The 21,106-nt window shown below is 63.7% G+C and carries 17 protein-coding genes; 10 read left to right on the forward strand and 7 right to left on the reverse strand.

Annotated elements, in window-relative coordinates:
- Positions 1 to 9: 9 nt before the first annotated feature.
- Genes QQK18_RS17510 through QQK18_RS17530 form a run of 5 tightly spaced genes read right to left on the reverse strand, consistent with a single transcriptional unit; the run spans position 10 to position 4,709 of the window.
- Positions 10 to 906: an ABC transporter ATP-binding protein gene (locus QQK18_RS17510; RefSeq protein WP_284341659.1), complete on the reverse strand. Its 897-nt coding sequence runs from the start codon at positions 904 to 906 to the stop codon at positions 10 to 12.
- Positions 903 to 1,715 (reverse strand): ABC transporter ATP-binding protein, encoded by an 813-nt coding sequence (locus QQK18_RS17515; RefSeq protein ID WP_284341660.1) that lies wholly within the window; start codon positions 1,713 to 1,715, stop codon positions 903 to 905. The genes QQK18_RS17510 and QQK18_RS17515 overlap by 4 nt, the downstream gene beginning before the upstream one ends.
- Entirely contained in the window at positions 1,712 to 2,557 is an 846-nt protein-coding gene (locus QQK18_RS17520) for an ABC transporter permease (RefSeq protein WP_284341661.1), read from the reverse strand. The genes QQK18_RS17515 and QQK18_RS17520 overlap by 4 nt, the downstream gene beginning before the upstream one ends.
- 6 nt (positions 2,558 to 2,563) lie before the next feature.
- Positions 2,564 to 3,562, reverse strand: a complete 999-nt coding sequence (locus tag QQK18_RS17525) for an ABC transporter permease (RefSeq protein ID WP_284341662.1) — start codon at positions 3,560 to 3,562, stop codon at positions 2,564 to 2,566.
- A gap of 31 nt (positions 3,563 to 3,593) precedes the next feature.
- On the reverse strand, positions 3,594 to 4,709 hold the full coding sequence (locus tag QQK18_RS17530) for a glycoside hydrolase family 172 protein (RefSeq protein WP_284341663.1): 1,116 nt from the start codon (positions 4,707 to 4,709) through the stop codon (positions 3,594 to 3,596).
- A 376-nt stretch (positions 4,710 to 5,085) separates the two neighbouring features.
- Here QQK18_RS17530 and QQK18_RS17535 point away from each other — a divergent pair, with 376 nt between their 5' ends.
- The 8 genes from QQK18_RS17535 to nagA all read left to right on the forward strand — a co-directional run bounded on the left by QQK18_RS17535 (position 5,086) and on the right by nagA (position 16,202).
- On the forward strand, positions 5,086 to 6,090 hold the full coding sequence (locus QQK18_RS17535; protein ID WP_284341664.1) for a LacI family DNA-binding transcriptional regulator: 1,005 nt from the start codon (positions 5,086 to 5,088) through the stop codon (positions 6,088 to 6,090).
- Positions 6,091 to 6,281: 191 nt separating this feature from the next.
- Entirely contained in the window at positions 6,282 to 7,607 is a 1,326-nt protein-coding gene (locus QQK18_RS17540; protein ID WP_284341665.1) for an extracellular solute-binding protein, read from the forward strand.
- Positions 7,608 to 7,740: 133 nt separating this feature from the next.
- Positions 7,741 to 8,646 (forward strand): carbohydrate ABC transporter permease, encoded by a 906-nt coding sequence (locus tag QQK18_RS17545; RefSeq protein ID WP_284341666.1) that lies wholly within the window; start codon positions 7,741 to 7,743, stop codon positions 8,644 to 8,646.
- Entirely contained in the window at positions 8,646 to 9,461 is an 816-nt protein-coding gene (locus QQK18_RS17550) for a carbohydrate ABC transporter permease (protein WP_284341667.1), read from the forward strand. Before QQK18_RS17545 ends, QQK18_RS17550 begins: the two co-directional genes overlap by 1 nt.
- Positions 9,458 to 12,646, forward strand: coding sequence for an alpha-mannosidase (locus tag QQK18_RS17555; RefSeq protein ID WP_284341668.1), 3,189 nt, complete (start codon positions 9,458 to 9,460; stop codon positions 12,644 to 12,646). The genes QQK18_RS17550 and QQK18_RS17555 overlap by 4 nt, the downstream gene beginning before the upstream one ends.
- 582 nt (positions 12,647 to 13,228) lie before the next feature.
- The gene (locus tag QQK18_RS17560) at positions 13,229 to 14,017 is read left to right on the forward strand and encodes a GntR family transcriptional regulator (protein WP_284341669.1); all 789 of its coding nucleotides are present in this window, start codon (positions 13,229 to 13,231) and stop codon (positions 14,015 to 14,017) included.
- A gap of 14 nt (positions 14,018 to 14,031) precedes the next feature.
- The gene (locus tag QQK18_RS17565; protein WP_284342049.1) at positions 14,032 to 15,042 is read left to right on the forward strand and encodes an SIS domain-containing protein; all 1,011 of its coding nucleotides are present in this window, start codon (positions 14,032 to 14,034) and stop codon (positions 15,040 to 15,042) included.
- A complete protein-coding gene (gene nagA, locus QQK18_RS17570) occupies positions 15,039 to 16,202 on the forward strand; it encodes an N-acetylglucosamine-6-phosphate deacetylase (protein WP_284341670.1) in 1,164 nt (387 codons plus the stop codon). The genes QQK18_RS17565 and nagA overlap by 4 nt, the downstream gene beginning before the upstream one ends.
- A gap of 4 nt (positions 16,203 to 16,206) precedes the next feature.
- Here the strand turns inward: nagA and QQK18_RS17575 are convergent, their stop codons facing one another.
- Together QQK18_RS17575 and QQK18_RS17580 are read right to left on the reverse strand one after the other, a co-directional pair.
- A complete protein-coding gene (locus QQK18_RS17575) occupies positions 16,207 to 16,950 on the reverse strand; it encodes an SDR family oxidoreductase (RefSeq protein WP_284341671.1) in 744 nt (247 codons plus the stop codon).
- A gap of 94 nt (positions 16,951 to 17,044) precedes the next feature.
- Positions 17,045 to 17,587, reverse strand: a complete 543-nt coding sequence (locus QQK18_RS17580; RefSeq protein ID WP_284341672.1) for an MOSC domain-containing protein — start codon at positions 17,585 to 17,587, stop codon at positions 17,045 to 17,047.
- A gap of 327 nt (positions 17,588 to 17,914) precedes the next feature.
- Between QQK18_RS17580 and QQK18_RS17585 the strand changes: the two genes are divergently transcribed.
- Together QQK18_RS17585 and QQK18_RS17590 are read left to right on the forward strand one after the other, a co-directional pair.
- The gene (locus QQK18_RS17585; RefSeq protein WP_284341673.1) at positions 17,915 to 19,336 is read left to right on the forward strand and encodes a porin; all 1,422 of its coding nucleotides are present in this window, start codon (positions 17,915 to 17,917) and stop codon (positions 19,334 to 19,336) included.
- 384 nt (positions 19,337 to 19,720) lie between these two features.
- Positions 19,721 to 21,076 (forward strand): OmpA family protein, encoded by a 1,356-nt coding sequence (locus tag QQK18_RS17590; protein WP_284341674.1) that lies wholly within the window; start codon positions 19,721 to 19,723, stop codon positions 21,074 to 21,076.
- Positions 21,077 to 21,106 lie beyond the last annotated feature (30 nt).

The following is a 21,106-nucleotide window of genomic DNA, read 5'->3' on the forward strand; positions in this document are numbered from 1 at the left end:
ACTGGAAATTTAAGAGTGTTCCTGGTGGTGCTTGTCCGCACTCTTGCCGTCCCGCGTGCGCTCGTGGGCGTAGTGGCGGTCGATTTCGTCGAGCTCGGTCCAGCGCGCCCCGATGGTCGGGATCGCCGCCATCAGTTCGCGCGTATAGGCCTCGCTGGGATAGGCGAGGATGTCGCCCGGCGCGCCCTGCTCGACCACGCGGCCGGCATTCATGATGGCGACGTGGTCCGAGAGGTAATAGGCGGTCGACAGGTCATGGGTGATGTAGATGAACGATACGCCCTTCTCCTCGACGATCTGCCGGAAGAGATTGACGATCGACATCCGCAGCGACGCATCGACCATCGACACCGGCTCGTCGGCGACGATCAGCTTGGGGTTGGGGATGAGCGCTCGTGCGACGCTGATGCGCTGCAGCTCCCCGCCTGAGAACTGCCGGATGTATTTGCCCCTGATCCGCTCATAGCTGAGGCCGACCGAGCGCAGCGCGGCATCGGCCGCCTCGACCGCCTCGGCCTCGGAGCGCGCAATCTTGAGGTTGAGCGCGGTGCGAATGAGGTAGGTCCCGATGGGCAGGTACGCGCTGAACGCCTCGAACGGGTTCTGGAAGATCGGTTGCACCAGCCGGCGGAACTCGAGGTTGTCGATCCGCTCCTTCGACGTGCCGGTCAGCGGCCGGCCCATCAGTCGGATCGTACCATCCGTCGGCTCGACCAGGCGCAGGACCATGCGCGCTAGGGTCGTCTTGCCCGACCCGGACTCCCCGACGATCGAGAAGACCTTGGGCGTCTCCGGCAGCGTGAAGCTGACGTCGTCGACGGCGTAGAATGGCTTGCCGCCAAAGATCCCGCCCCGGCGGTAGATACGGCCGATCCGCTCGACCTCGAGGATGGGTGCGCCGCTCATCGCCGCGCCTCCGCCCGGGTGCCATCGATCCGAGGCAGCGACGCGATGAGCGTCTGCGTGTACTCGTGCTGCGGATTGGCGAAGATCCCCGCCGTCGGCCCCGCCTCGACGATCTTGCCCTGGTACATCACCACCAGCCGGTCTGTGATCTGGTAATGGACGCCGAGGTCGTGCGAGACGAGGACAAGTGAGTTGCGCTGCCGGCGCTGGATTTCGACCATCATCAGGAGAATCTTTTTTTGAACCACCACGTCGAGCGCCGTGGTCGGTTCATCTGCCAGGATCAGCCGCGGATTGACGAACGCGGCGATGGCGACCAGCACCCGCTGGCGCATGCCGCCGGAAAGCTGGTGCGGAAATGCGTCGAGCACGCTCTCTTCGAGCCCGAAGCCTTCGAGGAACGTCGCGATCCGGCGCCGCAGCTCCGCCCGGTTGCCTTGCCGCTCACGCTTCGGCAACCCGTCGACCACCTGCTTTTCCACTTTCATCAGCGGGTTGAGCACGCTCATCGAGCCTTGCGGGATATAGCTGATCTGGTCCCACCAGAGCTGTCCGAAGTCGTGACTCTCGGCTTCGGTCACGGCGCCGGTTCCGTTCCTGGCGAACCGCCCCGTTATGGTGCCCGATGCGATGCGGAGGCCCGTGGAGAAATCCCCGTAGATCGCGCGCATCAGCGTCGACTTACCCGATCCCGATTCCCCGGCGATGCCGAGGATCTCGTTGTCGTTGATGGTGAGGTTCACCCTATCCACCGCCTTGACGAAGGCGGTCGTGCCGTAGCCGACGGTGACGTTGTCGACCTTGATCATACGCTCATCCTCCGGGCTGCCGACCGCATGGAAAGACCCGAGGAAACGAGGAAGAGGCCGATAAACATGAGGACGATGGCAAGCACCGGCGCCCCGACCCAGACATACCGCTCGGCGAGCAGCGCCTGGTAATTGATCGCCCAGTAGATCATCGTGCCGAGCGTCGCCTGCTGCGCACTCGAGAGCCCGATGACGGCCAGCGCCGACTCCGTTGAGATGCCGACCAGCACCGTGTTGATGAAGTTGGCCGCCGACCAGCCTGCGATATAGGGGAAGATGTGGCGCACGAGGATCCGTACGCTCGATTCCCCCGAGAACCAGGCGACGTTGACGAACTCGCGCTCGCGCATGGTGAGGGCCACGGCGCGCACCTGCCGGGCAGGATAGGGCCAGTTGAAGAGCACGAGCGCGACCCCGACGATCGGCAATGCCAGTTGCCCGCCGAAGAGCGCAGCCATGAGGATGAGGATCGGCAGGGACGGAATGCAGAGCAGCGCATCCATCAGGAACGACAGAACCCGGTCGAGCCAGCCCCCGGCATAGCCGGCGGCAAGACCGAGAAAGACACCGATCAGCGTTGAGAAGAACGCGACGAGCAACCCCAGGATCAGCGAGTTCCTGAGCGCCCAGGTGAGGAGCCAGAAGACGTCCTGGCCAAGGCTCGTAGTGCCGAGCGGATAGGTCCAGCTCGGATCCTGGTTGCGCGGCGTCGTGTACCAGACGAGGGGATCGGCCGGCGCGAACCAGGGCAGGATCGCTCCGACCAGGACGAAGAGCGCGACCAGGAACAGCCCAAGATAGAGCCGGAACGGTGCATTTTCGAAGAGTTTAAGGATCCGCATGTCGTGTCACCGGTGCCGGATGCGCGGGTCGATCAGCGGATAGATGAGGTCGATGACCATGGTCGCCGTGGCGACCGCGATAACCGAGAGGCTGATCGTGCCCATCAGCAGGTTGAAGTCGCCCTGCAGCACGGCCGTGTAGATGAGGAGCCCGAGTCCCGGATAGTCGAAGAGGATCTCGGTGATCAGCGAGCCGTTGAACATCAGGCCGATCTGGAGCGCGAGAAAGGTGATCTGCGGCAGGATGGCGTTGGGCAAGACATAACGGGCGAGGATGCGGCCATCGCCAAGACCCTTGAGCCGCGCATAGCGCACGAACTCCTCTTCCTTGAGTGCCGTGGTCTGCGCCTTGACGCTGATCACCCACCAGCCGAACACTACGATGACGATGGAGGCGCCGGGCAGGAACGAGTTCCATAGGATCGAGGTGACGAGGTTCCAGCTCCACGGCGCGCCGCGGATGGTCGTCGTCAGGGGGAAGATCTGCCAGATGTAGGAAAAGAGGATCGAGAGGACGAGCGCGAGGATGTAGTAGGGGATCGGATAAAGGCAGATAGCCACCCCCTCCATCACCCGCGACGAGGAGCTCTCCGGCTTCCAGCCCGAGAGCAGCCCGACGAAATTGCCCAGCACCCAGGCGATCAACGTCGAGGTCAGGAGCAGCCCGAACGTCCAGGGCAGGGCGTTCATGATCAATTCCATCACCGGGGTCGGGTACATCGAGAGCGACGGCCCGAAATCGCCAGTGAGCAGGATGCGCTTGATGAACGCCCAGTACTGCTCGAGGAGCGAGCCGCTGAGCCCGAACGTGTCGGCGAGCGACTGTCGCAGCGCGTCGACCTGCGAGGCGTCCATATAGGCGCCTTGCGAAGCGACCTTGGCCAGCATCGCTTCGATCGGATCGGTCGGCCCGAGCCGCGGCACGAAGAACAAGACCGTCAGCCCGAAGACGACGACAAGGGCGTAGACGACGAGCCGTCCGGCAATGTAGCGCAGCAACCGCATCTTCTGGTCCTTCCGCTTGGCCTCCGTGCCCTCAGATGATCTCGAGGTAGTCGCGGTCGGGCAGCTGCGGGAACGGCGCGGTCGGCAGCGTCTGGTACCAGTAGGCGACCGAGGCGATGTCATCCTGCAGCGGCAGGTAGCGCCGGTTCTGCTTCTCCGTGCGCCAGCCGAGCGCCTGGATGGTTACCCGCAGGTCCTGGTCGAACCGGATCGGGTCCGGGATGTGCCAGCGATACATGCCGAACCGCTGCTGCGACTGATAGGTTCCATCCGGCCGCAACACCTGCGGCAGGCCGGCGTAAGGGGTGCTGAACTCTCGATAGGCGCTCGTCATGTTGGCGTCGACGACGCCTCCGTCGAAGTTATAGGCGCCGCAGAAATAGTCTTCCGTGCCGGTGCCGCAGATCGTCGGGAATTGCCCGTCGCCGTCCATGAAGAATTTGATTTCGCCTTCGCCCCACCAGCCCGAATTGTTGACGCCCCAGGCCATGTAGGTGCCCACATACTGGCCCTGGCCTTTGACGCCATCGAGGATCGTGTAGTCCTCTTTGAAGGGCAGGGGGTTGGTGCGGCGGAACTGCGCGTGGAAATAAGCCGCGTCTTCCGGCACATCGTTGAGGGCGTAGTTGATCTGGTAGTAGATGATGCCGCGATCGTCCGGATCCCGGTTCTCGATGGTCACCCGCGCGCTCTTGCGGAACGGCATCTGCCAGTAGCAATTGAACGCGCGCCCCGGATTGACGCAGACGGCGAGCGACGTCACTTGCGCAAACCGATTCCAGCCCGAGCAGAAGAAGTCGCCGACCGGCGCCTCGACCGACGGGTGTTCCTGGTCGTCCCAATAGATGCGCAGGATCAGGTCCCGCCAGCGCAGGTTCGCCGTGGTCAGCCAGATCTGCTGGATGGCGCCTGGTCCCTCGATATCGGCGAGCACCCGGGTTTCTCCCGGCTGGATCTCGATGGACGGGGAAACCTTCCAACCCTGGCCGAGCCCGCGCGCGCAACCGGCGCCGGTACCCTCGGTTGCCATGCCGCCCTTGCCCTTCTCGCCGGTGAAGTTTTCCGGCGAGATCGAGCGGGTTTTGGCATTCGACAGGCGGTAGATGTTGCCGAGGTTCACGTCGAGGCCGGAGAAGGGTGCGTTCATGGGAAAACCTGTTCGGTTCAGGCGGCAGTGCATTGCCCGCCCGCGAAAGATGCGAATTGGATGAAGTTTGGAGTGGCGATCGGCGCGACCCGGTCGATAAAGGGGCGCTCTAGGGCCCGCGCTTAACGCGCTCTGAATGCAAGGCTCTCCTTTTTTTGCGAATCGACCGGCATGAATCCGGGCGCACTTCGAGTGCCCGTGGCCGTTCCGGCTCATCAGGCGAGACTCAACATAACAGGCAAATTCTCGTTTGCAAATGCATTTGCAAATCAATTTGCAAATCGATTTTGCACCCCGGGGTTAGCTGTGATACCCAACAATTGCCCGGTGGCGGAACAACGACGGCGGGCAGGTGGCCAATGTCAGCGGATGCGTAATGACGACCATTTCGAAAGTCGCCGAGCGGGCAGGGGTCTCGCGCACCACGGTATCGCACGTGCTCAATCACGCCGACCGCGTTTCGGTGCACCTGCGCGAGCGGGTGATGCAGGCCGTCGAGGAACTCGGCTATGTGCCCAACCCGCAGGCCCAGAGCCTTCGGACTGGGCGCACCAATATCGTTGCGCTCCTCATTCCCGACATTCGCAACCCTTTCTATCCTGAGCTCGTCAAGACCGCCCAGTCCGACCTCGAGGCTGTCGGCCTCGACACCATGATCTTCAACTCGGATGTACCGGGGGGGCACCCGCACGAGCACAACCGCCAGTACCTGCGCCAGATCCGCAACAAGAGGGTCGACGGCCTGATCGTCGGCGATTTCGCCCTGCACGGGATGCATGACGAGCTATTGAAGATCGACATGCCGGCGGTGTTCATCGGCCAGCTCAACAACCACGCCGTCGACAGCATCAAGGTGGACGACTATGGCGGGGGCTACGCCATGGGAAGCTACCTGGCGCAGAAGGGACACCGGCGCGTCGCCCATGTCACCGGGCCGACCTATTTCGCCGAGGCGATGGCCCGCGCCGACGGTTTCGAGCAGGGTCTTGCCGACCACGGAGCCGCCGCCGATCCGCACCTGCGCTACGAGGGAACCTACCTCGAGCCATCCGGGAGCGGAGCGGTGGAATGGCTGCTCGACAATCATGCAGGACGCATGCCCTCGGCGATCTTTTTTGCCAACTACCTGATGGCCATCGCGGGCCTTGCTGCCCTCCACGACCGCGGTTTGCGCGTCCCCGACGACATTGCTATTTGCGTTTTCGGCGATCAGCCGGCCATGCAGTATGTCCGGCCGCGCCTCACCCGCGTTGGCGTTGCCCCCTCCACGCTTGCCCACCGCGCCTGCGCCATGCTCCTGGAACGCCTGAGCGGCGGCTATGTCGGTGACCCTCGCGCCGAGGTTCTCTCAGGCACGTTGCAGCCATTCGAGAGCGCCTGAATACAGTCCCGGCCTCGATCTGATCCCACTATGGCGGGTCAGCACCTTGCAACGTTGCATTTTTTCTCTCGCTGCCGGCGGTCGAGGGTATTGCAACGTTGCAATTTATCGGCTTAGCTGCTCCCCGCGTCGTGAGGGCGGCGCGTGCAATCGCCGCGCGGCAAGCGCGGTCGACCCTGAGGGAGAAATTCATGATCGATCGGTATCTGTTGACCACCGTCACTGCGCTCTCGCTCGTCGCGGCGGCGAGCGTCCCGGCGCGCGCCGAGGTTTCCATCATGTACGCCGAGTGGCTGGCTTCGCTCGTCGAGCCGGGTATCGAGGATTTCGAGGCCGAAACCGGCGAGACGGTCAACGCCGTCAAACTGCCCGGCGCGGGCTACGACGAGCGTATCGCGCTCGACCTCTCGGCCGGCACCGCCGCCGACGTCGTACAGATGGACAGCTTCATGGTGTCCGAACTCGCCTCCGCCGGCTATCTGCACCCGCTCGACGAGCAGGCGGCCGGCTGGGATCAATACCAGTATTACCTGCGGGGGCTGCTCGACGTCGCCTCCTATGAAGGTCAGGTCTATGCGCTGCCGACCGATACCGATGTGCGCATGCTCTGGTACAACAAGGCCGTGTTCGAGCAGGCGGGAATCCCCGTGCCGTGGGAGCCCAAGACCTGGCAGGACATCATCGATACCGCCCAGACCATCAAGGACGAGACCGGCATAGACAATGCCTTCCTGTTGCCGGCCGGCACCAAGCAGAGCGAGGCGACCACAATGCAGGGCTTCTACATGGCCCTGCTCGGCGCCGACGTGCCCGAAGACGATCGCAACCGCTTGCGCAACTGGGAGGAGGGCAAGTGGATCGGCGATAGCCCGGCAATCCGGCGCACGCTCGAGCTCTATCACGACGTCTATATCGAGCGCGAACTCGCCTCCGCCGACATCAACTATGCCGCCGATGTCGGCGCGGCCACGCGCGAGGCGTTCCTGGCCGGCGAGATTGGTATTCTTGCCAGCGGCTCGTGGGAAAATGTCTGCATGTGGGACTGCAACGGCGACAATGTGCCGAGCCAGGAGGAACGCGACGAGATCATGGGCTGGACGCCCTGGCCCGGTTCGGGCGAGCCTGGCGCCAAGGCGACCACCAACATCTCTGGCGGCTGGACCATCGGCATCAAAGCCAATGCGGCCGACAAGGATCTCGCCCTGCAGCTGGTGACCACCATCTTCGATGCCGGCAACTTCGGCGAATGGACCGTAGCTAACCGCCGCATGGCCGTGCGCACGGACATCGCTGAATCCGAGGCCTATGCCTCAGACCCATATCTGGCCGAAGCCACCAAGCTCGCTGCCGATACCACCGGCCGTGACACCTATCCCGGCTACCAGGTCGTCTCCGCTTTCGTCCAGCAGATGACCGCCGACATCCTCGAAGGTCTCAGCGTCGAAGACGCCGTGGCCGAGTATCACGCCGCCCTCGTCGACGAGTTCGGCGAAGAGAACGTGATCACTTACGAATGACCTCCTGACCTCCCGAGGCGGCGGCGTTCTGGGCAGAACGCCCCGGCGCCGCCGCATTTTTTCCTGATCCGCATGGAGGTCGCATGGTCTCGTATCGGTGTGAGCCCTTGAGAAGGACGAGCGAGGCTCGTCCATGCTGAAAACCTCCCCCATACTAAAAACCTCACCCATGCTCTCGTCGGGCCGCTGGTTGCTGCTGGCCGGCATGGTGCCGGCGCTCGTCCTCATCGCTGCGCTTCTCTATTTCACCTTCTGGGCCTTCAGCTTCAGCTTTACCGATCTCGAGCTGGTCGGGCGCAAGTCCGTCGAGTGGTCATGGGTCGGCCTTGACAACTACGAGCGTCTCTTTACCCGCCGCGGCTTCCTCGAGGCGCTGTGGACGACGGGCATCTTCGTCTTCTTCTCGGCAATCGTCGGTCAGAGCGTGATCGGTTTTGTGCTCGCCGCGGCGCTGCGCAACGACAATTCGGGCGTGCGGCCGGTCCTCGAGGTCGCCATCATGCTCGGTTGGCTCCTGCCCGACATCGTTGCTGCCTTCCTCTGGTCGGCAACGACCTCCGAGACTGGGCTTATCAACGCACTTATCGTCGTGCCCTTAGGATTCGAGCCGATCAACTTCATCAATTCCTATGCGCTACCGGTCGTCATAGTTGCCAATATCTGGAAAGGGACCGCCTGGTCCTATCTTCTATTCTCGGCCGCCCTCGATGCTGTCCCCCGCGAGGTGGTCGAGGCCGCCAAGGTCGATGGCGCGACGCCGCTTCAGCGCGTTTGGCGCGTCATCCTGCCGATGATCCGCCCGCACATCGCCACCAACCTCCTGTTCATCACCATCTGGACCTTCACCTATTTCCCGCTGATCTATGCCATGACCGGCGGTGGCCCGGGCCGTCAGACCACGGTGCTCGCCATCTTCCTCTACGACCAGAGCTTCTCAATCGGTAAGCTCGGCTATGGCAGCGCCATATCAGTTGCGATGCTCGCCATCGTCGGCGTCCTCTCGCTCTTTTATCTGCGCATGCTCCGGGAGCCGAAGTGATGGGACCCAATGCCACTGCCTCGCGCGTCAACGCGCTGATGCTCGCCTTTGTGGCGATCATCTGGGTCAGCCCCTTCGCCTGGCTGATCCTCAACGCCTTCAATCCGGCCGCAACCGGCCGGCTTGTGCTGCCGCAGACGATCGGCCTCGATAATTTCGCCGATGCCCTTTCCGGCAATGCCGGCCGCCAGTTCATCAATTCCATCATTCTGGCCGCTGGCACGGCGACGCTGACGGTTGTCGTCGCCATAGCCGCCGCCTATCCCCTTTCGCGGCTGAACATTCCCGGGCGCAACGCGTTCCTGTGGTCGCTGGTGCTGTTGCGCATGCTGCCGGCGACCGGTGTCATCGTGCCTCTCTATTTCACCGCCCGAAACACGGGCCTTCTGAATACCGGGGGCGTCATCGTCGCGCTCACCATTCTCAACCTGCCGTTCACCCTGCTGCTCATGAAGAACTTCTTCGACACGGTTCCCATAGAGTTGGAGGAGGCCGCGTTCGTTGAAGGTGCGTCCCTCTGGCAGATTATCCGGCGGATCGTCCTGCCGCTCTCGCGCGCCGGCATCGCAGTTGTCTGGTTCTTCTCCTTCACGGGAGCTTGGAATGAGTTCTTGCTGCCCTTAATCTTCGCGCGCACCGAGAGTGGCTTTCCCATGTCGGTCGGCCTCTACGCCGCCTTCGGTCAACAGGGAGCGATCCAGTACGGCTTCCTTGCAGCTTTTTCGATCGTTTACGCAGCGCCGGCGGTCGGCGTGTATTTCCTGTTGCGGCGAAACATGAACACGGGTTTCGCCGGTGTTGGAGTTAAAGGATGAGTTTCGTGAATCCCCTTGCGCAGCGCCTCGGCCTTCTGACCGATGATACCAAGCAGGAAGGCAAGCTTGCCCGCCTCTGCGACGATCTCGCCCGCAAAATCCTGACCCCCGTGCCCGGGGAAGTCGCTTGGCGCTACAATGAGGACGTGGAGAACGCCGGTGAGGCGCTCGGCGCCGACTGGCGCGGCTGGCCGGAGTTCACCCAGCGTACCGTCTGGTCGAAGAAGCAGGGCCACACCTGGTTCGCTGCCGAGATCGAGGTGCCAGCGGAAGCCGCCGGCAAGACGTTCGTCCTGCGCTTCACTTCGCAATGGCAGAACCGTCCGGGTTCGACCGATCCGCAGTGCCTGGCCTATCTCGACGGGCACATCGCCCAGGCGCTCGATGGCAATCACAACGAGCTTGTCATCGCTCGTGATGCCAAGGCAGGTGAGAAGCACACACTCCTCGTCAACGCCTTCACCTTCTTCGACCGCCCGCTCGCGGGCTTCCACGTCGAATACCTGGTGCGCAACGAGCAGGTCGAGCAGCTCTATTATGACCTGGTGACTCCATTCCAGGTCGCCACCTACCTGCCGCAGACCGACGCGCGCCGCCACGCCATCCTCAACCTCGTCGACAGGGCCCTGCGCGCTCTCGACCGACGCGGCGCGGTCACACCTGAATTGGAGGCTTCCCTCAGCGAAGCGGAAAAGATTGCCGCCGAAATCTATAAGCTCACCGATACCGAGGTGCAGCCGGTCATCACCGCCGTCGGCCACACCCATCTCGACGTCGGCTGGCTTTGGCGCGTCATGCACACCCGGGACAAGACTGGGCGTTCGTTCGCCACGGTCCTCAATCTCATGTCCGAGTACCCTGGCTTTGTCTTCATGTACAACCAGTCGGTGCTGTTCAACTTCATCAAGACCGACTACCCCGAGATCTGGGAAGGGTTGAAGAAGAAGGTCAAATCCGGCCAGTTCGAGATCGAAGGGGCAATGTGGGTCGAGCCGGACGTCAACATCGTTTCGGGCGAATCCCTTGTCCGCCAGATCATGCGCGGCCGGCGCTTCCATATCGAGGAGTTCGGCGTCACGCCCAAATGCGTATGGCTTCCCGATACCTTCGGCTATTCGGCCAACTTGCCCCAGATCATGGAAAAGTCCGGGCTCGACTACTTCGTCACCTCCAAGCTCTCCTGGAACGATACCGACCGGCACCCTTACGATACGTTCTTCTGGCGCGGCATCGACGGCACCGTCACCAAGGCCCAGTTGATCACCGCCCAGAGGATGGAGAGTGATGCGATCTTCACCACCTACAACTCCGATCTTTCGGTCAGCGAGGTGATGGGCGCCTGGAAGCGCTACGAGCCGAAGGCCGTCAGCGACGAGGTCCTCGTCTGCTATGGCTACGGCGACGGCGGCGGTGGCCCGACCCGCGCCATGATCGAGCGCGGCCTGCGCCTCGAGCGCGGCATTCCCGGGGCCCCGAAAGTGCGGATGGAAGGCCTCGTTCCCTTCCTCGATCGTCTCGGTGAGCGCATGGAGGAGAACGCGAACCGCTTCCCCACCTGGAACGGCGAGCTCTACCTCCAGTATCATCGTGGCACGCTGACCTCGGTCGCCAAGAACAAGGCCAACAACCGCAAGGCCGAACGGCGCCTGCGTGAGCTCGAGTTCCTCTCCAGCATGGCCTTTTCCCAGGCCGGCCTCGCTTACCCGGCCGAAAAGCTCAACGAGTTCTGGGAGCTGGTGCTGATCAACCAGTTCCATGACATCCTGCCCGGCACCTCGATTCCCGAGGTCTATGCCGACTCCGATGCCGAATACGGCATGCTGTTCTCGACCCTCGACTCCGCCAACGGCCCATGGGTCACCGCCGCCCGGGCGGCCAGCAAGCCGGCTGCCGGCGAGCTGCGCCTCCTCAACTTCACCTCGCAGGACTGCTCGGGCGAGCTCGCCGCCCTTGAAGGCCCGGGTCTTGAGGGTAAAGCGCTTGCTCAGGCCGGAAAGACCGCGCCGCTGCAAAAGCTCGTTGGCGCCGCCGGTGAAACCCGCTACGCCGCCCCGGTAGCAACGCTTCCGGCATTGGGTTGGGCTGGCGCCGGTCTCTCTGCCGGCGGTGCGGCCCCGGCGACGAACCTGTCGGTCTCCAAGACCCATCTCGAGAACGCCCTCATCCGCGTCGGCTTTGACGACAAGGGCGAGATCACCTCCATTGTCGACAAGGCCAGCGGCCGCGAGTTGATTGAGAACGGCAAGACCGCCAATCGCCTCGTTGCCTATGAGGACAAGTCGATGAACTGGGACGCCTGGGACATCGACTGGTATTTCGAGGAGCAGTCCTGGCCGCTCGCCGACGGGCAGACCAAAATCGAGGTGGTCGAAGAGGGACCGTATCGGGCCGCCATCCGCGTCGAGCGCAGCTACCAGAAATCCCGCTTCGTGCAGGTCATCTCGCTCGTTGACGGCGTCCGGCAGGTCGAGTTCGACACCTACATCGACTGGCACGAGCGCCAGACGGTGGTCAAAACGCTATTCCCCTTCGACATGAACGTTTCGGAGATTCGTTCGGAGATCCAGTTCGGCCACGTCAAGCGCGCTACCCACCGCAACACCAGCTGGGACCGCGCCCGCTTCGAGGCCTCCATGCATCGCTGGGTCGATCTTTCCGAACCCGACTTCGGCGCCGCGCTGCTCAACGACTGCAAATATGCCTATGACGCCGTCGAGCAGCTCGTCCGACTGACCCTGGTGCGCGGCTCGACCCACCCCAGCCCCGACGCCGACATCGGCGAGCATCGCCTGCGCTATGCGCTCTTCGTGCACGAAGGCCTTTCAGACCTCCACGAAGTGCACCGCGCCGCCGAACGGTTCAATAACCCGGTCGCCGTCCTCGGCGACGTAGCAGGCGCCGGGCAGGGGGCCGATGCCACCTTCTCGTTCGCCAGCGTCGATGTGCCGACCGTCACCATCGAGACGGTCAAGAAGGCCGAAAAGAGCGATGCCCTGGTCCTGCGTGTCTTCGAGCACGCCAACCGTCGCGCCAACCCCACCATCCGTTTCGGCATGCCGGTGAAGTCCGCTCGGCTCGTCAATCTGATGGAGGAGGGCGGCACGCCGCTCGAGGTTGAGGACAACACTGTCCGCCTTGCCCTGCGGCCGTTCGAGATCGCAACTGTCATGGTCGAACTCGCCTGACCGACCGTCGGTAGAATTGGCATCGCATATGGCCCGCCCCCTCTCCCCTTGAGGGAGAGGGACCGATTTTTCGCGTTCAGCGAAAATCAGGGTGAGGGGTTGCGATGCTGCAAAAAGCACAAGGTCGGGTGCGTTTTGCATCATCGCAAACCCCTCATCCGCCCTCTCGCCTGGGCGAAGCCGGAGCTTCGCTACGGCGTAGCCAGGGTCGGGCACCTTCTCCCTCAAGGGGAGAAGGGAACACCGTGCCTGTGCCCGGCTCCGTGCCCCATGCGATGGCCCCTCGGACAGGCCGTTCGTTTTGCCGCATCGGTAGTTCGGCAATTTCGATAATGCCAAAAAAATACCACTTGTTTCAGCCATGTGGACGATGGCAGCATGGCGAGGTCAAGAGCGGCCAAAGCCTTGCAGCAAATGCGTCTCGTGACCCCGGAGTCTTCGGCGGCGCAGGCCCGGGTTGAGAAAATGGTATCTTATTGGTATCATTGGCCGAGACTCGCCCTGCGTGATCCGGCGTCTTCCGGTATTGCAATGGCCGCGGTATTGAGGCATCGCCGGCCACGTGCCAGGCGGGGAGGATCGGTGGCGGAAGTTTCGGACAGTTTCTTCGGATCGGAACCGGTGATCGTGCCGACCGGCGGGCCGCTTTACCTCCAGCTCAAGCGTTGGATCGAGGGGGCGATCACCCGGGGCGATATCAAGCCTGGCGACGCGCTGCCGTCGGAGCGCGATCTGGCGATGCGGGTCGATGTGTCGCGCGTGACGGTGCGCAAGGCCGTCCAGCAACTTGTCAAGGACGGTATCGTCATTCAGCGCCACGGGTCGGGAACGTTCGTTGCACCCCGTACGCCGCGCGTCGAGCAGTCGCTCTCCCAGCTCACCTCCTTTACCGAGGACATGGCGCGCCGCGGCATGTCGGTGCGCTCGCAATGGCTCGATCGTGGCGTCTACGTGCCTTCGCCTGAGGAGACCATTGTTCTCGGCCTTTCCTCGGGCGACCGGGTTTCACGCATCGCCCGCTTGCGGCTCACCGGCGAAACGCCGCTCGCCATCGAGCGGGCGACGCTTTCGACCGCCGTCCTGCCCGATCCGTCGGTGATCACCACCTCGCTCTACGCGCATCTGGAAAAGAGCGGCAATCGGCCAGTGCGCGCCATCCAGCGCATTCGCGCCGCCAATCTCGATGAGGCCGAGGCTCACTTGCTCGCGGTTCCTGCCGGGTCGGCCGGTCTCTATATCGAGCGTATCTCTTATCTTGCCACCGGCAAGGTGGTTGAATTCACCCGCTCGGTCTATCGGGGCGACGCCTATGACTTCGTTGCCGAGCTGCGCATCGGCGATTCTTCAGCCCAAGGGAGCGGTCAGCTGTGATCAATCGGACCCATATGCGTCACGAGATCGAGGAAATCCCGCAGGTCGTGGCCGGTTTCCTCGAGGGGAGCGCAGACGTCGTCGCCGAGGCCGCGGCGGTGCTGCGCGACCGGCAGCCGCCTGTGGTTGCGACCATCGCCCGCGGCTCTTCCGATCATGCCGCCTCGTATCTCAAATACGCCATCGAGCTGACCCTCGGCATTCCAGTCGCCTCCATCGGCCCGTCGGTCGCCTCCATCTATGGAGCTCCGTTAAAACTCGACCGCGCCGTCGCCATCGCCATTTCACAGTCGGGCAAAAGCCCCGATATCGTCGGCATGGCTCGCGCCGCGCGCGAAGGCGGCGCGACGACTATTGCCGTCACCAACACCGCCGGCTCCCCTTTGACGGAAGCGGTCGACTTTACCGTCGATCTTGAGGCCGGGGTCGAACAGAGCGTTGCTGCTACCAAGACCTTCGTTACCTCCGTCGTCGCCGGGCTCGCCATCCTCTCCCGATGGGCGGGCGACGAGGAGCTGATTGCGGCCGTCGCCGCATTGCCCGAAGCGTTCCAGCGGGCCGTCGCCTGCGATTGGTCCGAACTGATCGCGGCCCTCGATGGCCATGACGCGCTCTATGTCCTGGGGCGCGGCCCCGGCTGGGCCATCGCCAACGAAGCCGCGCTCAAGTTCAAGGAGACCTGCGGCATTCAGGGCGAAGCCTATAGCTCGGCCGAGGTCATGCATGGCCCGGTCTCCATCGTCACCCCGGGCTTTCCGGTGCTGGCGCTTGCCGCCCGCGACGCGGCCGAGTCCTCGGTGGCTGAAATGGCCCATGCCCTCGCCGGCAAGGGCGCCAAGGCGTTCCTCACCTCCGACCTGCCGGGTGCCGCCAGCCGGCTCCCCTTCGCCGCCACCGGCCATCCCATCACCGATCCTCTGGCGCTCATCGTCTCCTTCTACGGCTTCGTCGAAGCCCTGGCGCATCATCGCGGCCTCAACCCCGACGCGCCGCCCATGCTCAAGAAGGTGACGGAGACGGTATGACGCTGACCGCGTATGTTGCCGAGCGCATCTTCGACGGGCATGCTTGGCATGAGGGGTCGGCGCTTCTAACGGAGGCCAGCCTGGTCGCCGGTATCGTTCCTATCGAGGCGGTGCCGTCGGATGCTGCGCGCATCGATGTCGGCGGCGGCATGCTTGTCCCCGGTTTTGTCGATCTGCAGGTCAATGGCGGGGGAGGGGTGCTGTTCAATAACGCCCCCACGCTCGAGGCCATCCGCACCATCTGCGCCGCGCACACCCAGTTCGGCACCACCGCGCTGCTGCCGACGCTCATAACCGACACCGTCGAGATCAACGAGCGCGCCATTGCAGCCGGAACCGCCGCGGTCGAGGCGCGTGTCCCCGGCTTCCTCGGCCTTCATCTCGAAGGTCCGCACCTGGCGCTCGCCCGCAAGGGCACCCATGACGGGTCGCTGATCCGACCGATGGATCAGTCGGACCTCACCCGCATCCTTGCGGCTCGAGACGCGCTACCCAATCTGCTGGTCACCGTCGCCACCGAGACGGTGACGGCTGAGCAGATCGCCGCCATGTCCGCCGCCGGCATTCTAATCAGCATCGGCCATTCCGATGCCAGCTACGCCGAGGCGACTGCCGCGTTTGCCGCCGGCGCCACCATGGCCACGCACCTCTTCAATGCCATGAGCCAGCTCGGTAACCGCGAACCGGGCGTCGTCGGCGCCGTGCTCGGCAATGACGCAGTCCATGCCGGGCTCATCGCCGACGGCATACACGTGCATCCCGCTTCGATCGAAGTCGCGTTGCGCGCCAAGCGCGGACCCGGACGCATATTCCTCGTCACCGACGCCATGTCTCAGACCGGCACCGACATTAAGACGCTGACCCTCAACGGACGCACCATCACCCGCGCCGACGGCGCCTTGCGCCTCGCCGACGGCACGCTGGCCGGCGCCGATCTCGACATGGTCGACGCGGTCAGGTTCATGCATAAAACGATCGGCCTGCCGCTGGAGGAGGCCCTGCGCATGGCCAGCCTTTATCCCGCTGAAGCCATGGGGATCAGCAGCACTCATGGCAGCCTGCGCGAAGGCTGCGTTGCGAGCCTCGTTCACCTGTCGCCGGACCTCGATGTCGAGGCGGTGTGGATCGAAGGCGAACGCAGATTCGCGAGGGGTCGGTGAGGGTCTACCCCCGCCCGATATAGGGCATCGTCGTTGCCATCACCGTCATGAACTGCACATTTGCCTCCAAGGGCAGCCCAGCCATGTGGATCACGGCGTCGACCACGTGCCGCACGTCGAAAGTCGGCTCAGGCATGATGGTGCCGTTGGCCTGCAGCGTACCGGTGGTCATGATGCTGGTCATATCCGTGGCAACGTTCCCGATATCGATCTGCCCGCAGGCGATGTTATAGCCGCGTCCGTCGAGCGAGATGGCTTTGGTCAGCCCGGTGATCGCATGCTTGGACGCCGTATAGGGCGCTGCCCCCGGTCGCGGCACATAGGCTGAGATCGAGCCGTTGTTGATGATCCGCCCGCCTTGCGGGTGCTGGTCGCGCATGGTGCGGAAAGCCTCACGCGCCACGTAAAAGGCGCCATTGAGGTTGGTGTCGATCATCGACTGCCAGAGGGCGACATCCACGTCGCCGAACGAAGTCGCCGGCGCCGACCGTCCCGCGTTGTTGAACACCACATCGATGTGCCCGAACTGTTCGCGCACCTCTGAAAAGAAATGAGCGACTTCCGAAGGATCGGTCACGTCGCAGGTCTGGGCGAAGGCATTGCCAGCCGCCCGCGCCGTTTCGGCCAGCGCTTCCGTGCGCCGCCCGCAGATGGCGACGCGATAGCCCGCCTTGGCCAGCCCAATCGCCGTTGCCCGGCCGATTCCCGAGCTTCCCCCGGTCACCAGCGCGACCTTGCCTTGACCCATGCTGCCGTCCCTTCTTGTCATGTCTGCAAGCCTTCCGCCAGAAACTTCCCGCCGGCTCTCCGGCGGGCGACAGAACGCTGGTCTTCGTTTTAGTTCACACCGGCCCGAGCGGCCGGTGCGGTCCCTCCGGCAGTGAAATTTCGATAGAATCGCCCGGTCGCACCCGACCTCCGTTCAGCACGATACCCATGACGCCCGCCTTGCGCACCAGCGCGCCGTCGGCGCGTTTCTCAACCATCTGCGCCAGGAGGCCCGACTGGAAGGCCTCGATCTGGGCGCAAGGATTGCGCAGCCCCGTCACCCTGACCACGGCCGACTCACCGATCCTGAGCTCGCTGTCCGCCGGCAGCGCCAGGAGGTTGATGCCGCGTGTCAGAATATTCTCACCAAGCTCGCCCGGCGCGACCCGATGCCCGAGCGGCGCGATGGCATCGAAGAGTTCAGCATGGATGAGGTGCACCTGTCGCAGGTTGGGTTGGGTTGGATCCTTGGCGACGCGCGAGCGGTGCTTGACCGTCACGCCGGCATGGGCATCGCCGGCAACGCCGTGTCCGGCGATCAGTTCGATGAGCTCGGCAGGCAGCTTGGAGACCCCATGTTCTCCGGCACGACTGACAGATTCCACTCTGGCGGACATTCAGGCTCCTTTATGGCAAAGGGAAGGACGGACGCGGCTGCAGCACCCGACGTTAAGGAGGTGTTTAGCCCCATTAACGCTTGGTTTCCAAGAGTGTGCTGAATCTGCAACAACGCGGGCGCAACCATGTCATGACTGTGGCAAAACGGGCCTTGTCACATTGCGTCGGGGGTCAGCTTGCGTAGAGTGGCGAATGCGAATCCATGCATGGGGTCGTTTGTCGGTCGCAACGCGACGGCAACACACTGCACCACAACAAGTGTGGTCGCGTTTCGACAAACCGCTGGGTAACCGGCACCAAGAATGACTGACTTTGGAGGTCACTTAATGAAACTCAAGAGCCTTTTCCTCGGTTCTGTCGCAGCCGCCGGTCTCTCGACCGCTGGCTTCGCTGCCGACCTGGGCGTGCTTACCTCGCTGGACGTCTGCGACGCACTCGGCCTGTCGGGCCTGACCATCTCGTCCGACACCAACTGCCTGCAGATCTCGGGTAGCGTCGACTACCGTCTGCGCTACGGCGATTTCCGCGCCGGCCTCGAGATGGCTGAAACCTATGACGGCATCATCGATCCGATTGGGCCGGACTCGGATCCGCTCGACGATGATCTCGACCTCGATTGGGACAGCCGCGCTCGCGCCTATCTGACGGCGGTTGCCACTGCCGACAGCGACTTCGGTCCCGCTGCTGCGATCATCACCCTTCGTTCGATCGACGAGTGGCGCGTTCGCAACGAGGGCGTCGATGCCGAAGCCGGTGGCGATCACACCAATGGGGTGCAGATCCAGGAAGCCTATGTCCGCGTTGGCGACTCCACCGTTCTCATGGCCGGTAAGCGCAAGCGGGGCAAGGACGGCTCGATCGCCAATATGGACGACGATCAGCCCTACAGCTTCCTGTTCATGAGCGACAAGATCGACGGCGGTGGTGTTCTGATCGATGCCGACGATCGTCGGTTCGGCAGTCACGCCATCCAGATCGTCTCGGATCTTGGCAACGGCGTTTCGGTTGGTGTCGGTCTTGAAGACATCGACAGCGCAGATGCTGGCGATGAATCGAACAACAGCACCGATCGTCTCGGTGCCGAAGCCGGCACCCTCATCGGTGTCGTCTCTTACGCCAGCGAGTCGCTCACCGCTCACCTGACCGGTATTGCCTATGGCGTTCTCGACGGCGACGTCGACTCCTTCGCCGTCCACGCAGGCGTCACCGGTACCTTCGATATCGTCAAGGTCCGCGCTGCTGTCGGTTACGACGACGACTTCAAGTACCTCGGCTACAGCGTGCTGCACGCACTTGCTTCGGCTGAAGCCACCTTCGACATGTTCACTGTCGCCCTGTCGGGTGAAGTGGCGAACTTCGACGACCAGACCGACTTCAGCATCGGCGGCAAGGTTTCGGCAACCGTCGTTGACGGCGTGTCGATCAACCTCGATGCGGCCTGGTTCCGTGACGACTTCAACTCCGAAACCGGTGGCGAGACCGACACCGTTCGCATCCGTCTCGGCGCTTCGGCTGCCGTTACCGAGACGATCACCCTCACCGCCGGTGTTGGCACCTACTTCGGTGACGGCGTGTTCGGCAATGGCGGTGCCGGTGCCTCTCCCCGCGACATCGACGAAAACCTCATCTTCGGTGATGTCGGTGTTGCTTGGGCTCCGGGCGGCGGCTTCACCTCCGCTGCCAAGGTCGAGTTCAACGACGAGGGCGGCTACCGCGGTGAATTCACCGCTGCCAAGTCCTTCCAGTAAGTTCTGGGTCGCTTAATGGCGAACGGAAAGGCCCGGCTTCTGCCGGGCCTTTCTGCTTTCTGAGGGAGGATCGGCGGTCCGGCGCCTCCGAACCTTGATTGGCCTGTTCAACGTGCCAAATGCCGGTTCCCATTGCCTGATTCGCTCTTTAGCGTGCGTCTGCATCGATGCAGCGTCGGATGGCGCCGTTGCATTTTCCTCCGGGTCACCGGAACTGGGACTATTGGGTATAGGGTTTTCGAAACTGCTATGAAAAAGGTCGTCTGGTTGTGCATGGCGCCTATTCTTGCGTTGGTGGTACAGGTTCGCGCCGCCCCGTCGCAGACGTCAGAGGTTGATCTTCCGGTTGAGCAAATCCATGCAACCGATTCCGGCGTCTCGCTTTTGTCTTCCTCGCGCTCCGAACTCAGGACTGCCCAGGTTAATGCCGCACCGTCCCGGCGCACCGGCAGTTTCATCGACGTGCCACCGCCCGCTGTCGCCGATTTCTGGCTGACGGCGCGCCGCACGCCGGAGGGCAGGGTGATCCTCGACGGCTATGTTCCGAGCCAATCGGCGCGCGACGCGCTAGCCGCCGATCCCGCCGTTGATCCGGCGAGCCTGGAATTGGCCGGCGGCGAGCCGGAGGGGTTTGCTGAAGCGCTCACTTTCGGCCTCGAACGTCTTGCCCGCATGAGCGAGGGTCGCTTCAGCCTGCGCAGCAACGTGCTCACCCTTGCCGGCACCGCCTCTACGCTTGAGGATCACGCGACGCTTTCTTACGCGGCCGGCGTCCCGGCCGGTTTCGTTCTGGCCCGCAACGAAATCCTGCCACCGTCTGTCCCGCCTGTCGCCGAAGGCGATGAGACGCCGGATGAGGTGGCCACCTCCACGGCTGAGCCGGCACCGGTTCCCGCTGGTGAGATCACCGCCGCACCGCCGCTTCCGGTGGCCGATCCCTATGTCTGGTCCGCCGACAGGACCTCCGATGGCGTCGTCACTCTTGCCGGCCATGTGCCCGGTGAGCCGCTACGCCGGGTCCTGATGATCCGGGCAGGCGAGGGCGCCGTCGACACGACCCAGTTCGCCGCCGGGGCGCCTGAAGGCTTCATTCTCGACACGCGAGCGGCCATGGACGCGCTCGCCGTTCTGGCCGAAGGCCGCGTCGCCTTCGACGGCGCACAGTGGTCCGTTTCCGGCACCTTTGCCGAGGATCGTGGCCGGGAAGCCCTTAACGCTGCTCTTTCCCGGGCGGCAACGGACGCTGCCGCCTGGTCGGTTGCCGTGGAGCGGGCGCAGCCTCCCGCAATGCCGGCCGACGGGCAGCAAATGGCGCTGGGGCAAAGCGCCCCTGACGCGTCCTCTCAGAACGCCGTACCGGCTGAAGCTCTTGAGGAGTGCCGACTGCACCTGGCGTTATTCTCGGCGCAGAACGCTATTCTGTTCCGTTCCGGCTCGGCCGCCCTCGCCCCGACGTCGGAACCGGTCCTTGCCGAGCTGGCCGGCTACGTCGCCGCCTGCCCCGATCTGCCCGTCTACATCGAAGGCCACACCGACGCTGACGGCGCGGCTACGGCCAACCTGGCGCTTTCGGTGGCGCGGGCCGAGGCCGTCGTTACCGCACTTGTCGGCCTGGGCATCGCTCCCAACCGCCTCTATGCTGTCGGCTATGGCGAAAGTGCCCCCGTCGCACCCAATGATACGCCGCAGGGCAAGCAGCTTAACCGGCGCATAGTTGTCTCCCTCGATAGCCCCGAATAGGAGTGGCTCCCATGCACGGCTTCGTCCAGT

The organism is Devosia nitrariae (genome assembly GCF_030160115.1).
GTDB classification, from domain to species: domain Bacteria; phylum Pseudomonadota; class Alphaproteobacteria; order Rhizobiales; family Devosiaceae; genus Devosia; species Devosia nitrariae.

Coding starts and splice junctions, on each gene's coding strand:
- QQK18_RS17510 (WP_284341659.1), bottom strand. CDS start 906: ATGAGCGGCGCACCCATCCTCGAGGTCGAGCGGATCGGCCGTATCTAC.
- QQK18_RS17515 (WP_284341660.1), bottom strand. CDS start 1,715: ATGATCAAGGTCGACAACGTCACCGTCGGCTACGGCACGACCGCCTTC.
- QQK18_RS17520 (WP_284341661.1), bottom strand. CDS start 2,557: ATGCGGATCCTTAAACTCTTCGAAAATGCACCGTTCCGGCTCTATCTT.
- QQK18_RS17525 (WP_284341662.1), bottom strand. CDS start 3,562: ATGCGGTTGCTGCGCTACATTGCCGGACGGCTCGTCGTCTACGCCCTT.
- QQK18_RS17530 (WP_284341663.1), bottom strand. CDS start 4,709: ATGAACGCACCCTTCTCCGGCCTCGACGTGAACCTCGGCAACATCTAC.
- QQK18_RS17535 (WP_284341664.1), top strand. CDS start 5,086: ATGACGACCATTTCGAAAGTCGCCGAGCGGGCAGGGGTCTCGCGCACC.
- QQK18_RS17540 (WP_284341665.1), top strand. CDS start 6,282: ATGATCGATCGGTATCTGTTGACCACCGTCACTGCGCTCTCGCTCGTC.
- QQK18_RS17545 (WP_284341666.1), top strand. CDS start 7,741: ATGCTGAAAACCTCCCCCATACTAAAAACCTCACCCATGCTCTCGTCG.
- QQK18_RS17550 (WP_284341667.1), top strand. CDS start 8,646: ATGGGACCCAATGCCACTGCCTCGCGCGTCAACGCGCTGATGCTCGCC.
- QQK18_RS17555 (WP_284341668.1), top strand. CDS start 9,458: ATGAGTTTCGTGAATCCCCTTGCGCAGCGCCTCGGCCTTCTGACCGAT.
- QQK18_RS17565 (WP_284342049.1), top strand. CDS start 14,032: ATGCGTCACGAGATCGAGGAAATCCCGCAGGTCGTGGCCGGTTTCCTC.
- nagA (WP_284341670.1), top strand. CDS start 15,039: ATGACGCTGACCGCGTATGTTGCCGAGCGCATCTTCGACGGGCATGCT.
- QQK18_RS17575 (WP_284341671.1), bottom strand. CDS start 16,950: ATGGGTCAAGGCAAGGTCGCGCTGGTGACCGGGGGAAGCTCGGGAATC.
- QQK18_RS17580 (WP_284341672.1), bottom strand. CDS start 17,587: ATGTCCGCCAGAGTGGAATCTGTCAGTCGTGCCGGAGAACATGGGGTC.
- QQK18_RS17585 (WP_284341673.1), top strand. CDS start 17,915: ATGAAACTCAAGAGCCTTTTCCTCGGTTCTGTCGCAGCCGCCGGTCTC.